This window comes from Vicinamibacterales bacterium, assembly GCA_036504215.1.
Taxonomy (GTDB): Bacteria; Acidobacteriota; Vicinamibacteria; order Vicinamibacterales; family Fen-181; genus FEN-299.
Map to the genome: position 1 here is coordinate 98,308 of DASXVO010000028.1, position 13,475 is coordinate 111,782.

Sequence of the window (13,475 nt, forward strand, 5' to 3'; positions counted from 1 at the left end):
CCGCTCGTCGTCTCTCCGCACTGGATGTCGCTCCTCCGACACCCAGCCACGGACTGCTGCCGCAGAACCCGGCCTTTTTCCGGACGATCGACGCTCTCGGCCGGGCACGTGACTTGCCTCCACTGAGCGAGACAGGAGGTCCGATGTCCATCAGCTCAGTCCAGGCTTCCGGCGCCAACGCCATCCAAGACCTGGCACGCACCATCATGCAGGAGTTCGACAAGAACCAGGACGGCCAGTTCTCATACGACGAGTTTGCCAACTTCCTGGACTCCTTCGTGCAGAATCTCGGTATCAAGCCCTCGCGCGCAGCCAGTGCGTCGTCGAGCACCGCCGGCAAGGTCGCCACCGCGTCGCAGCCCTTCGTCACCTCGCTCGACGCCAGCACACTGCCACCGTGCCCACCCGGCTGGAATGGGGCGAAGTGGACTGATCTCGGCCACACCACCCCCAAGTACGTCGTTGGGAGGATCCTGGCCCGGTACAGCCCCAGCGACTGGCTCGACACGGCCAAGCGCGACACGATTCTCGGCGACCTGAAGGCGGCCGGATTCAACGTCACGGCGGTCGGCAAGGACAAGGTCGACTTCGGTTCGGAATTGGGCAAGATCGACATCGTGCAGGGCGCGAGCAGCGGCGGTCAGGCGTGGCAGTGGCTGCCGGTGAGCTAGGCTGATCCCCTCGCGTTCCGTTCTGGAAATCTCCGGGGGAGGCGCGGCCGGCGCCTCCCCCGCCCTCTCCCCGTCACCACCTCGACCGTACGCCGAGCTGTCCGACCGAACCGAGGTTGGACTTTGCCACGCGGGGCGTGCTACCCTTCGCACTTTGCCGACTCTTGCCGCCGGAGGGCCCCGAAGGGCTGTGTCCCATTGGGTAGCCGTCCGCATTTCCGTCAGCTATGCAGCTTCCAGACGCCGCACCTGCGACGCCCTCCCGTGCGCGCCAGATCCTCGTTGGCCTCGCCAAGCTGATCATCAGCGCGGGCCTGCTGACGGTGCTGTTCTCCCGCACTGACCTTGGCGGTCTCTGGGCCCACATCCGCGGCGCGTCCATCCCGTGGCTGGCGTTCGGTCTTCTTTTGTACCTGGTCTCCCTCATCGTGGCGACCTGGAGATGGGAGGGCCTGCTCGCGGCCCAGCACATCGATGTGACGGGCCGTTCCCTGTTCGGCTCGTATCTCGTTGCGACTTTTTTCAACAATTTCCTTCCCAGCAACATCGGCGGCGATGTGGTGAGGATCCGCGACACCGTCCGCCCGGCCGGCTCGAAGACGCTGGCGGCCACCGTCGTGCTCATCGACCGGGCGATCGGCCTAGCTGGCTTGGTACTGGTCGCCGCCGTCGGGGCGACCGTGGCGGGAGGTGGCGCGACCGCCACGATGATGCCGGTCGTGCCGGCGTGGTTGTGGGCGGGTCTGCTGCTGGCTACGCTGGTCTCGGCACCGGCCGTCATTGCTCCGGCGGGCGTCGGCCGGATGCTTCAGCCGCTGCGGGTGATCCATCCCGAGTGGGTGGACGGGCGCATCGCGACGATCACTGAGATGCTTGGACGCTTCCGGGAACGGCCCCAGTCGCTGTTTCGCGGATTCGCGGGGGCCGTCGGCGTTCAGGTGCTCCAGGTCTTCTTCTTCTCGGCTGTGGCCCACAGCCTGAACATTCCCATCACGACCTGGCATCTCGCGTTCGTGGTGCCTGCCTCGTTCGTGGTGCAGATGCTGCCGGTCTCGGTCAACGGCTTCGGTGTCCGCGAGGCGACATTCTCGTTCTACTTCAACCGCCTCGGCCTCCCGATCGAATCGGCGATGGCGCTGTCGCTCGGCGCCACGGGACTCATCATGCTGTTCTCGCTGTCGGGTGCAGGCGCCTGGTTCCTCCGCGCGCACCGGCCCGAACCCACAGCCTGACTGCCACGCTACTTCTTCTTCTCGGCCGTCGCCTGCAGTCGAAGCATCGCGCCCAGGAACCGCCGGTCATTTGTCGTCGAGTCCCTCAGCTTCGGAACGAAGCCCCGATCGGCCTCCACGGACAGCACGAATCCGAACCCGTGGTTCGAGTAGACGCCTCTCCCGCGGGTATCGACGGTCATGTCGATCGCCTCGTCAGGCTTCAAATCGATCGTCCGGCCGCGGCCGTCGAACGACAGCCAGACCCGGTTCGGGATCGGTGACGACACTGTAATCCGCATGCTCGCGATCGGCTCCGTGGTCCGCACGATCACGTCCCCTCGGCGCCCGCCCGAAAACCAGATCCCGGCCGGCTCCGGGTCGTACACGTTCTCGTCGAGGAGATAGAGCGAGAGCTGCGGATCGTTGCCGTAGGGCAGGCGCGACCGGAAGCGATCGAGCATGATGGGCAGATCGTTCACCATCGTGAGCTCGATCGGCAGGAAACGAACCGCGCCATGGTTCAGGTTCTGGTATGGAAACCTGGCTGTGAAGTACGGGTTCAGAACCAACTGCGCGGTGAAGACGGCCCCGACCATCCACATGATCAACGGCAGCAGGGCGGAGTCGAGCGCCGGCAGCAGGAAGAACATCAGCGGATACAGACCCATGAAGTAGCGGTTGCCCGGCGGACCTCCCCCTCCCGACCAGGTGTACGGCAGGATGACGAGGATCGTGGCCACCGAGGCGAGGAGCGCCAGCACCAGGAGGATCTGCCAGCCTCGAATCTGCCTGAACCGCCACAGCCACAGTCCGAATGCCGCCACGCCCGGGAAGAAGAACGGCACGAGACCCGAATGCCGGCCAACCAGAAAGTACCCGACGTTTGCGGCAAACCGGCGCACGTAGAACCGGGAATCGTAGACCGCATCCGCGTAGAGCTCGTTCGTGCTGTTGGAGTAGCCCACGGTATCGAACGTCATCTCAGGCCGCTGGGTCGGAAACCAGGTGTAGAAGACCTTCCGGTTTCCGCCCTGGTAGTTCCACTCCCCGGACACGTAGCTGTTGAATCCGAACAGCCCTGCGAGCACGGCGCAGAAAACTATCCCCACCAGCAGACCGTGAACGAACCGCCGTCGCACCCAGGGCCACAGCACGACCGGAACGATGAGCAGCGCGTAGAGCGGCTTGGAGAAGGTCATCATCCCCAGCAGCACGGCGGCGAGGACGTCGCTCCACGGGCCGCGAACCCAGCGCGACACCCGGCCGGCGCCTGCAGGCACCGGCGATACCTCCTTGTAGAGCCACAGGAAGTATGCAAAGAACGCGAGCGAGAAATTGAACACTTCGGCCGTCATCCAGACGCCGAATACCGGCACCACCGTGGCCACGAGGAACGCCGTCGTGAAGATCATCGCCGGCGCGCGAGCGGATCGCGCCCGTACGAAGCGATAGCCACAAAGGCCGACACCGGTCAGGAGCAAGGCATGGAAGACCAGCATGCCGCGCAGGCCAAACAGCCAGACGAACGGCGACGCCATCAGAGGGTAGATATAGGCTTTGCCGAAGTAGAGATGATCGACCGGACCATCGCCCCACACGATCCGGCGGATGAACGGTGGCCCCCAGACGAATTTGATCCGGGCCAACTTTCCGCGCTTCAGGAAGATACCGTCGGGGCCGCATCGATAGACGGCCCAGTAGCGCTCCAGGTCCTGACGTTCGAACGCCAGGTCGCGGTCGTAGGCCGCGCTGAGCGCCATGGCCGTGTACGTGGCCTCGTCGCCTTTCAGGCCGTACCCGTTGGCGACCGGGTCGACCGTCAAGACAAAGGACAGGACCAGCGCGACCAAGAGGGCGGGTACGAGGAACTCGGCGCGTTGCCACCAGGCTGGAGACGGTTCGGCAATCGTGGCGGCATCAGCGCCCGGAGGGATGGAATCGGAATTCTGCACGGCGAGATAGTATGCCATGACGGTCATTCGGCGAGAAGGCGCGTTCGTCCAACCGCCACATCGACGGACCGATGGCCAAATTGACGGCATCACGAGGCCGGGATACCATGGACCCACTCACATGTCATCAAGGACTTTTGCCCTGAGATATATCGGGAAGGCCGCGCTGGGCGTGCCCCGCGACCTGGCGAAGACCGTCGTGGCCGCCGTCAAACCCATCCGTCCGACGGTGCTCATCTACAACTGCACGTTCGTGTGCGATGCCCGCTGTCAGATGTGCAGCAACTGGAAACGGGGGGACCGGAAGGCCGAGCTCAGCTTCGCCCGCCTCGAACAGGCGATGGACCATCCGTTCTGGCACGCCGTCGAGAACCTCAACATCTCGGGCGGCGAACCGACGACGCGAAACGACCTTCCGGAGTTGGTCGAGATGTTCGTCGGGCGCTTTCCCCGGCTGCGCAAGGTTGGCATCAACACGACTGGCCTGACGCCGCACCGCGCGATCCCGCAACTCACGCGGATCGTGCGGCACTGCGCCGAGCGCAACATCCTGATCAGCGCTCGCGTGTCGCTCGACGGTATCGGCGAGATCCACGACCAGGTGCGTCAGGTGAAGCGGGGTTTCGACAAGGCATCGGAGACGATCGCCGCCATGACCGCGCTGGCGGAGGAAGTGCCGCAGTTCCAGTTTGGCGTGGCGTCCACGATCTTCGCAACCAACATGAAGGACGCCGGGAACTTGTTGACGTGGGCGCGCGCGAAGAAGCTGGACATCGTCTTCAACATGCTCCGCTTCACCGATGCGATGCTCGGCAACAGCGACCTCGAGGAACGGATCGGACTTGGGGCGGACGAAGAAGAGTTCATGCGCCAGTTCTTCCTGGAGCGGGTGCAGGAGGAGTCGGTGTTCAGCGGCCAGGCGTTCATGTACTTGCACTACGCCGACATGATCGCGAACGGCTACAAGCGGACCATGCCCTGCCCGTTCCAGACGCAGGGCCTGCTGCTCAACCCGAACGGGGAACTGTTCTACTGCGAGAACTCGAAGGTCATCGGCAACCTGGCCGATGAGGACCCTGCTGCCGTGTACTTCCGGGCCGAGAACGTTGCCTACAGGAAGACGTTCCAGGAGACCATCTGCGCGAACTGCCTGAGCCCGTGCCAGGTGAACGTGGGGGCGATGAAGCAGTTCGCCCCCTACGTCAAGTTCCTGTTGCGTGCCTACCGCATCAAGCACCACCCCGAACAGCACCTCAGGACGCTGCCGAACGTCCCGTGAAGCGCCCGACTCTCGGCACGCTCCTGCGGGTGGCCGTCGCGGTGATCCTGACGGGCCTGCTGCTCTGGAAGGCCGACCCGGCCCGAGTCTGGCAGGCATCGGTCCGCGCAGACCCGTCTGACATCGCAATCGCCATGGCGCTGACGCTGCTCGACCGATCGCTGATGGCGTATCGATGGCTCGTACTGCTCCGCCCTCTCGCCTCCGCCTCGCACGTGTCGCTCGGCCCCATCATGCGGATCTTCTTCGTCAGCACGTTCGTGGGCACCTTCCTGCCCGCGAGCATCGGTGGCGACGCGGTTCGGGCCTACAGTCTCGCCCGGCACGACGTCCCGGCCTCGGCGGCCGTGGCGTCGGTGTTCATGGATCGCATGCTCGGTGTGCTGTCGGTCCTGCTGCTCGGCGTTGCAGGGCTCTTCTTTGCACGGGATCTCGCCACGCACCCGGCCGTGCTGACCGCCTTGTGCGTGACCCTCGGGGTCTGCGTCGCCACGGGGGTCGTCGTCTTCAGCCGAGGCATGGCAGACCTCGCACGTAGCCTGCTTCGCTTCGTACCGTACGTCGCGCTCCGCCGGACAGGCGACTCGTTACTCGGAGCGATTCAGAGCTACGCGACGTCGCACCGCGAGCTCTTGAACGTCCTCGCCGGATCACTCGGCGTGCAGGTCCTGCGCGTCGTCCAGGCGTATTTCCTCGGACGCGCACTTGGCATCGAGGCACCGCTCCAGGTCTACTTCGCGTTCATTCCGTTGATCCTCCTGGTCATGCTCCTGCCGGTCACCGTCAACGGCTTCGGCACGAGCCAGGCTGCCTTCGTCTGGCTCTTCGCGCGAGCGGGCGTCAGCAGCGCACAGTCGTTCGCACTGTCCGTGTTGTTCGTGGCGTTGGGAGTCGTGGGCAACCTGCCGGGCGCGGTGCTGTATATCCGCGGCGGACTGGATCCCACTCGAGCCGCTGCCGGCACCGTCGTTCCGCACGAGTGAGGATGGGCGACTGGCGATGGTGTCGTCAGGCCTCGACGTCCGGCTGTTCCGCTTCCCGGACTTCCCGAACCGTGTAGGTCGGCTTGTTCTGCGATTCGTGGTAGGTGCGGGCCTGGAGCTCCGCCAGCAGACCGAGCGTGATCAGTTGGACGCCGGTGAAGATCAGCAGGATCCCGAACAGCAGCAGCGGTCGATTGCCGATCGATTCGTATCCGAACAGCCGCTGCGCCGCAAGCCAGCCCGTCACGGCCGCGCCGGCCAGTCCCATCACCATCCCGACCAGGCCGAAAATCTGGAGGGGCCGGGTCGAATACGACAGCAGGAACTTGACGGTAAGCAGGTCCAGAACCACCCGAAACGTCCGCGAGATCCCGTAGTTCGACCGGCCGTGGGTTCGCGCCCTGTGGTTGACCACCACCTCGTCGATCCGGACGCCCATCTCGCTGGCAATGGCCGGCAGGAAGCGATGCATCTCACCGTAGAGTTTCAGCGGCTTCACCACCTCGGCGCGGAAAACCTTGAGCGAGCATCCGTAGTCGTGCAGCGCCACCCCCGTCGCCACCGAGATCAGCTTGTTCGCGAGGATTGACGGCAGCCGGCGCGAGATGAACGGATCCTTTCGAACCTTCCGCCACCCGCAGACGATGTCGAAGCCCTGCTCGAGCCGATCGACGAGGCCCGGGATGTCCGCCGGGTCGTTCTGCAGATCGCCGTCAGACGTGATGATGTAGCGCCCGCGGGCGCGGGCAAACCCGGCCGAGAAGGCGGCGGTCTGGCCGAAGTTGCGACGGAAGCGGATGACACGCAGCCGCGAGTCCTTCGCCTGAAGGCCTGCGAGCCGCTCGAAGCTGTCATCCGTGCTGCCGTCCTCGATGAACAGCAGTTCGTAGCTTCGCCCACACGGTTCGAGAGCATCGGTCAGCTCTCGGTACAGGCGCGGAATGTTCTCCGACTCATTCTTGATCGGGATGACGATTGAAAGCTCAGGTGACATCCGGCTGGCGATTATACCTTACGAGGGCGTTGGCGACCGGCGCCGCCACCAGACATAGACCAGCCCTGCAGCGAGAACCACGAGTGCCGTGGCCAGCGCCACCTGGTCCCCGTGAGTCTGGATGTAGTCCATTGCGGCATCGCCGTACCAGACCGCCAGCAATCCCTCGCCGAAGTAGCGGACGCCGCGTCCAAGGAGAATCGCCGCAAGAAAGGCGGCCGGCTTCACGCCGGCGAGGCCTGCCAGCAGCACGAAGACCTTGAAAGGGGCCGGCGGCGGCAGAATCGAAGGCACGAGCAGCGCCAGCAGGCCGTACCGCTGAAAGGCGTCGAGGCCCTTCTTGATGCCCCCTTCGCTGAACCGCGTTCGCAGAAACGCTTCCCCGCCCTTCCGCGCCAGCCAGTACAGGACGTAGCAGCCCGCCACCGACCCGAGCGTCGCCATCGTCGCGTAGTACGGGAAGCGATCCTTGTGCTGGGTGACCATCCAGACGACGAGGATGTCGTTGATCTCGGGCAGCGAGAGAAACGACGCGTCGAGAAACGCCACGACGAAGAGCCCGGGACCGCCGAAGGTCAGGACCAGCCCGCTCGCCCAGGTCACCAGGCTCTTCATGCGGCCGCGCCTGTCGAGCGGCGGGCGGCAGACCGCCGGCGGCTGGCAGCCGGCGAGAGCGCGCGAAGTACGCTAGAGTTGAGCGACGGAATCATCGAGCCTTGATTATAGCTGACGTACCCGCCCGCTCCGCCAGCCAACGCGTGCGAACCGCTTCCCTTGTCGCGGCTGGTGCGATCATCCTTGGCAGCGTGGCCGTCTGGGTGTATCACGCGGCCGGCCTGACGCTCAGTCACTACGACGCCAAAGCGCATCTTGTCGTCGCGCGAAGAGTCCTCGACAGCCTGACGCCCGGGTGGAGGCAACTCGGAGCAGTCTGGCTGCCGCTTCCCCACCTCCTGAACCTCTTACCCGTTCAGATCGACACCTTCTACCGAACCGGCGCTTCGGGCGTCGCCATCTCAGTACTCTCGTTCGGTCTCCTCGCGTATGCCTGCGCGCGTGTGATTCTTCGACTCACGGACTCCTCGCCGGCCGCAGTGGCTGGCACGCTCATCGTGGTGCTCAACCCGGACCTGCTGTACCTGCAGGCGACGCCGATGACCGAGCCCCTGCTGCTCGCCCTGACCATGCTGGCTGTGGCACTGCTCGTGGAGTGGGTGGACGACCAGACGCGATCCACCCGCCGAAACACGGGGCTGGCCTTTGCCGCCGCATGCCTGACGCGATACGAGGCGTGGCCGGTGACCGCGGCGGCGCTCGTCATCGCGACACTGGCGCTATGGCGAAAGGGCCTCGCCCCGCACGTCGCGGTGCGTCGGGTGGCAGTCCTGGCGGCTTACCCCCTGGTTGCGGTACTGGCGTTCCTCGTCCAGAGCCGGCTGACGGTAGGACACTGGTTCGTGACCGGGGGCTTCTACGTGGTGGACAACCCCGACATGGGGCGGCCCTTGAAGACGATTGGGTCGATCTGGTGGGCCAGCCACCACCTGAACGGCTACGGCGTGCTATTGACCGCGGTCGCGGGAGCGGCGGTAATCGCCGTCACGGGCCTGATGATTCCCGCGCGCGCCGCGACTCTCATCGTGCTGGCCCTTGGCGCCACGGCGGCGTTGCCATGGTATGCATTCGTCATCGGACACCCGTTCCGCATCCGGTACATGATCCCACTCGTACCTGCCGTTGCGGTCTGGGCCGGCGTCGCGGCGGGACGGATGGGGCGCTACCGGACTGTCGCAGCCGTAGCCCTGGTCGCACTCGTGCTCATCGAAACACGCCCGTTCGATCCGGCGGCTCCCATGATCGCCGAGGCTCAACTCGACCGCGAGCACGGTCGCGAGCGCGAAGCCGTGACCGAGTATCTGGCGCGTCACCGCCACGGCGAGAAGCTCCTCGTCAGCCTCGGCTCGCTGTCCCACTACGTTCAGGAGTTGTCGAGCGCGGGCCTGCGGATTCGCGACGTGATCCACGAAGGGAACGGCGACCTCTGGGCAGCGGCGCTCCGGCACCCGGAGACGCATGTCGGCTGGATTCTGGTCGAGGAACTCTCCGAGGGCGGCGACCAACTCTCGAAGCGTGCGAAAGCGGACCCGAGTTTTCTCACCGGATTCGCGCGCGTGGCCGAGGGCGGCGGGGTGGGGCTCTACAGGAGACAGGAACCAGAGTTCAGAAGCGAGACCCGGGAATCGAGAATTCAGAACCGACAGCCGGGAGGCGAGCAACGAACCCTCCGCTGACTTCCCGGCTGCATTCTCACTTCGCACTTCCTGTCTGTCGCTTCCCGGTTCCCTCGTCCGGCTAGAACCGCAGAATGAAGTTCGCCGAGTAGTTCATCCCACCAAGGTCCACGCGGCTACCCAGAAAGTCCTTGCTCAGCGGCGCGTCGGCCTTCTGGTAGCGGAGTTCGCCACCGAACGCGAAGTTGTGTCCCAGCGGGAACCGGATCCCGGCGACGACGACGGGGCCGACTGCCGTGCCGGAATCGACGTAGTTCGCCCGGAAGATGTTCGAGGCGCTGTCCACGAACTCACCCGTCTCGCTGTATCTCCAACTGAGCACACCCACACCGATGCCAACATACGGCTGGACAGGCGCCCGGCGCCCCGTCGGAAGGAACCTGAGCGTCGCCGACACCGGAATGATCCGAAGGCGGAGATCCTGCTGGATCTCCGAACCGTCGCTGTTGGTGACGTCTCGGTACACGCTCGGCGCCGTGCTCGCGTAGTAGCCCGCTCCGACGCCGACCTCGAGGAACGTGCCCATCGACACCAGCCACTCCGCGCCGATCGTTGCGTTGTTGAAGTCCTTGATATTGAACATCAGCGCGTCGCCGTAAAGGGCCCCCAGGTCCGAGACGAGCACGTCGCCCGATACACGGCCGGTCTCACTCCGGGGCGTGAAATAGCCCAGATTGACGGACAACGACTGGTGCTGTGCCGCAGCCAGTCCGGGCACGAGCAGGATGGTGGCCGTCACGAGCAGGCTCGTCAGCGCTTTGCTCCTGAACATGAGAGCGTCTCCTCGGTGTCGAGCGGTCGCGCGCCCAGAGGCCGATTCCCCCGGCTCACGCCGCGTCTGGTATGGAACTACAGCAGGAACAGTGCCAATCTCGCGAGGGCGAATAGGCCGGTTTCAGCCGCCACGATGGGCTGGGTGTCCGCTACAGATGTCAGTGGGAGGCCCCCGAACGCGCCGCCTGCCAGGCCTGAATCGTTCCAAGCATGGCCTCGTGCACCGGGCCATTTGACGCAACCACATGGCCGAGCCAGGGGTCGAAGGGCGTTCCGTCGAATCCCGTCACCCGCCCGCCTGCTTCCTGCACGATCAGCGCGCCAGCCGCGGTGTCCCACGGTTTCAGTCGTTGTTCCCAGAACCCTTCGAATCGTCCCGCTGCCACATAGCAGAGGTCGAGTGCGGCCGATCCGAGGCGCCTGACGGCCTGCGCACGCCCAAGGAACGCAGCAAACAGGCTCACCAGCAACTCGCCCTCACCCGGTTCGTGCACGGCGTACGAGAAACCGGTAACGAGCAGCGCATCGACCATCGAGTCGATGCTCGACACGAGCATCGGCTGGCCGTTGAGGAGCGCCCCGCCGCCGCGAGTCGCCGTGAACAGTTCTCGCCGCGTCGGATCGTACACCGCCGCCACTTCGGTCACACCGTCCACCTGCAGCGCGAGCGAGCTACAGAAGATCGGGAGGCCATGCGCGTAGTTGCTGGTCCCATCGAGCGGGTCGAACACCCAACAGTGACGGGCGCGCACGGGTTCCTTGCCGCCGAGTTCCTCCGCCACCACCTGGTGATCGGGAAATCGCTCCGAGATCATCGACCGGAACATCCGCTCGACGGCCACGTCGACCTCGGTGACGAGATCGATACGTCCCTTCTTCTTCGTCTTGAGATCGGTGCCGAGGCGGGCCATCTGGAGGTCGCCCGCGCGCAGGACGGCCTCGACGGCAGTGGCAAGGAAGATGGGGTGGGTCACGATCGTTTGAAGCGCTTCAGCATCCGAACCTCCATACCACCGCCGGCCGCCCGTTCGATGCTGACGTCGTCCATGAAGTTGCGCATGAAGAAGATGCCGCGCCCGCTGGCCTTCAGCAGGTTCTCCGGCGCGAGGGGGTCGGGAAGCGCCTTCGGCTCGAAGCCCTCACCGTGGTCGCGCACGCGCACCAGCAATTCGGTCGGCGCCACGCTCGGCGTCATCGTGAAGGAGATCTCGACGATCTTGGCGGGATCGTGACGATTCCCGTGCTTGATCGCGTTGATCACCGATTCCCGCACTGCCACGCCGACCCAGTGGAGCGAGTCGTCGTCGAGACCGAGCACGCGGCCGAGTTGATCGCTGACGGCCTGCGCGAGATCGATCATCTCGAACAGGCTCGGAAGCTCGAGGCGAACGGTGTGACCAGTATCGGACATGCAGGAGATGATCCGCGGCACCGAACGATGGTCCGCACAAAGTAACACAGGCAACGGAACACGGTCCAGCCCCCAGAGCGGGCCTCGTGGATGGGCGCGACGCCTCTGATGCTATAGTGCCCGGATGACAGTGCGAGGCTCGTTTGTCGTCCAGCCCGCGAACGGCGTGCGGGGAGTCGTTCGCGTCCCGGGTGACAAGTCGATCGCTCATCGATACGCCCTGCTGGCGGCCTTGTCACCAGGTCGATCCGTGTTGCGCGGCTACGCCCCCGGTGCGGACTGCCGCGCAACCCTTGCGTGCATCGAGGCACTCGGTGCCGCCGTCGTGCGCGCGGAAGCCACTGTCACTGTTATCGGACGTGGCGTGGGCCGTTTGAGTTCCCCGGCAGGGATCCTCGACGCGCTCAACTCGGGAACGACGACCCGCCTGCTGACAGGGGTCCTGGCCGGCCACCCCTTCACCGCGACGATCACGGGCGACGATTCCCTTCGCCGGCGCCCCATGCGCCGGGTCATCGTTCCGCTGACGCTCATGGGTGCCAGGATCGGGTCGACGAACGGATGCCTGCCGATGACGATCGAGGGTGGTCCACTGCGCGGAATTGACTACCACACCGAGGTTCCGAGCGCGCAGGTGAAGAGCGCGATCCTGCTGGCAGGCCTCCACGCGAGCGGCGTCACACGGGTGACCGAGAGCGCTCCCACACGGAACCACACGGAGGTCGCGCTTTCCCGCTTCGGCGCCGACGTGACGGTGACGGGCTCCGTTGTCGAACTGCGAGGTGGCCAGACCCTGCACGCCGTCGATCTCGAGATCCCCGGGGATCTCTCCTCGGCGGCCTTCTGGGCCGTCGCGGCGGCAGCGATGCCTGGTTCGTCGGTGGAACTCCCACAGGTCGGCCTGAATCCCACTCGTCGCGTCGTCCTCGACGTCCTGCAACGCGCGGGCGCAGAGATCGAGGTCGACGAATCCTCATCGGACGGAGGCGAGCCGGTCGGATGCGTGCGCGTGCGCCACGCCGGCGTCCGCCCCATCACGGTCTCGCCCGGCGACGTGCCCGGGCTCATCGACGAGCTGCCGGCGCTGGCGGCGCTCGCCACCCATGGCGGCGAGATCACGGTGACCGGAGCGGCCGAACTCAGGGTGAAGGAAAGCGATCGGATCTCGGCCCTCGTCGCCGGTCTCAGGGCGCTCGGCGCCGATGCGGACGAATTGCCGGACGGGTTCCACGTGAACGGTTCGCGACGGCTCGCGGGCGGCGTGGCGGACGCGGTGGGCGACCACCGCCTCGCGATGTCGTTCGCCATCGCGGCCCTCGGCGCGAGGGGTCCGTCCACGATCCTGGGTGCGGAATCGGTCGACGTCTCCTACCCGGGGTTCTTCGGCGTGCTCTCGTCACTCACGATATGAACACCGACAAGATCTACCTGGTCGGCTTCATGGGCGCGGGCAAGACGACGGTCGCGCGCGCGCTCGGGAAGCGGCTCGGCTGGCGGGTCGAGGACATCGACGAACTCATCGAAGCGCGCGAGCGGAAGACCGTGGCTGATGTGTTCGCGACGCTTGGCGAGCCCTACTTCAGGGCGGCGGAACGCGATGTCCTTCGGCGTCTGTTGCCCCTGCGCCACGTCATCATCGCCACCGGAGGCGGCACGTTTGCCGACGCGGACAACCGAACGCTCATCAACGAGGATGGCGTGTCCGTGTGGCTCGATCTTCCCCTCTCCTCCGCGCTCGACCGCGTCCCCCCGGACGGCCGCCGGCCGCTGGCTGCAGACCGGCGCCAGTTCGAAGCGCTCTATCAGGTCCGCCGCGCGGCGTACCAGTTGGCGCACGTCCGCATGGACGCCACCGTCCAACTCGAAGAACTGGTTGAACGGATCCTCGATTGGCTGGGATACTAGG

The 13,475-nt window shown here is 65.6% G+C and carries 13 protein-coding genes; 7 read left to right on the forward strand and 6 right to left on the reverse strand.

The features are described from left to right. Nucleotides 1-143 precede the first annotated feature (143 nt). Both VGK32_06890 and VGK32_06895 read left to right on the forward strand, forming a co-directional pair. Nucleotides 144-671, forward strand: coding sequence for a hypothetical protein (locus VGK32_06890; protein ID HEY3381476.1), 528 nt, complete (start codon nt 144-146; stop codon nt 669-671). 227 nt (nt 672-898) lie between these two features. Next, nucleotides 899-1,903 carry a lysylphosphatidylglycerol synthase transmembrane domain-containing protein gene (locus tag VGK32_06895; GenBank protein HEY3381477.1) on the forward strand — a complete coding sequence of 335 codons (1,005 nt, stop codon included), beginning with the start codon at nt 899-901 and terminating at the stop codon, nt 1,901-1,903. Between the two features lie 8 nt (nt 1,904-1,911). On the opposite strand, the gene VGK32_06900 is transcribed toward VGK32_06895, so the two are convergent. Next, the gene (locus VGK32_06900) at nt 1,912-3,855 is read right to left on the reverse strand and encodes a hypothetical protein (GenBank protein ID HEY3381478.1); all 1,944 of its coding nucleotides are present in this window, start codon (nt 3,853-3,855) and stop codon (nt 1,912-1,914) included. 103 nt (nt 3,856-3,958) lie between these two features. Here VGK32_06900 and VGK32_06905 point away from each other — a divergent pair, with 103 nt between their 5' ends. Together VGK32_06905 and VGK32_06910 are read left to right on the forward strand one after the other, a co-directional pair. Beyond that, nucleotides 3,959-5,116 carry a radical SAM protein gene (locus VGK32_06905; protein ID HEY3381479.1) on the forward strand — a complete coding sequence of 386 codons (1,158 nt, stop codon included), beginning with the start codon at nt 3,959-3,961 and terminating at the stop codon, nt 5,114-5,116. After that, the gene (locus tag VGK32_06910; GenBank protein HEY3381480.1) at nt 5,113-6,099 is read left to right on the forward strand and encodes a lysylphosphatidylglycerol synthase transmembrane domain-containing protein; all 987 of its coding nucleotides are present in this window, start codon (nt 5,113-5,115) and stop codon (nt 6,097-6,099) included. Before VGK32_06905 ends, VGK32_06910 begins: the two co-directional genes overlap by 4 nt. A gap of 25 nt (nt 6,100-6,124) precedes the next feature. Here VGK32_06910 and VGK32_06915 read toward each other — a convergent pair whose 3' ends face one another. Beyond that, nucleotides 6,125-7,093: a glycosyltransferase family 2 protein gene (locus VGK32_06915; GenBank protein HEY3381481.1), complete on the reverse strand. Its 969-nt coding sequence runs from the start codon at nt 7,091-7,093 to the stop codon at nt 6,125-6,127. Nucleotides 7,094-7,111: 18 nt separating this feature from the next. Further along, complete coding sequence (locus VGK32_06920) at nt 7,112-7,708, reverse strand: VTT domain-containing protein (protein ID HEY3381482.1); 597 nt, start codon at nt 7,706-7,708, stop codon at nt 7,112-7,114. Between the two features lie 143 nt (nt 7,709-7,851). On the opposite strand from VGK32_06920, the gene VGK32_06925 reads away from it, so the two are divergent. Then, a complete protein-coding gene (locus tag VGK32_06925; GenBank protein HEY3381483.1) occupies nt 7,852-9,384 on the forward strand; it encodes a hypothetical protein in 1,533 nt (510 codons plus the stop codon). A 61-nt stretch (nt 9,385-9,445) separates the two neighbouring features. Here VGK32_06925 and VGK32_06930 read toward each other — a convergent pair whose 3' ends face one another. From VGK32_06930 to VGK32_06940, 3 genes are all read right to left on the reverse strand, one after another. Beyond that, nucleotides 9,446-10,156 carry an outer membrane beta-barrel protein gene (locus tag VGK32_06930; protein ID HEY3381484.1) on the reverse strand — a complete coding sequence of 237 codons (711 nt, stop codon included), beginning with the start codon at nt 10,154-10,156 and terminating at the stop codon, nt 9,446-9,448. 160 nt (nt 10,157-10,316) lie between these two features. Continuing rightward, nucleotides 10,317-11,132, reverse strand: coding sequence for an inositol monophosphatase family protein (locus tag VGK32_06935; GenBank protein ID HEY3381485.1), 816 nt, complete (start codon nt 11,130-11,132; stop codon nt 10,317-10,319). After that, nucleotides 11,129-11,569, reverse strand: a complete 441-nt coding sequence (locus tag VGK32_06940; protein ID HEY3381486.1) for an ATP-binding protein — start codon at nt 11,567-11,569, stop codon at nt 11,129-11,131. The genes VGK32_06935 and VGK32_06940 overlap by 4 nt, the downstream gene beginning before the upstream one ends. 124 nt (nt 11,570-11,693) lie before the next feature. On the opposite strand from VGK32_06940, the gene aroA reads away from it, so the two are divergent. Next, complete coding sequence (aroA, locus tag VGK32_06945; GenBank protein ID HEY3381487.1) at nt 11,694-12,980, forward strand: 3-phosphoshikimate 1-carboxyvinyltransferase; 1,287 nt, start codon at nt 11,694-11,696, stop codon at nt 12,978-12,980. After that, the gene (locus VGK32_06950; protein ID HEY3381488.1) at nt 12,977-13,474 is read left to right on the forward strand and encodes a shikimate kinase; all 498 of its coding nucleotides are present in this window, start codon (nt 12,977-12,979) and stop codon (nt 13,472-13,474) included. The genes aroA and VGK32_06950 overlap by 4 nt, the downstream gene beginning before the upstream one ends. Nucleotide 13,475: the final 1 nt, after the last annotated feature.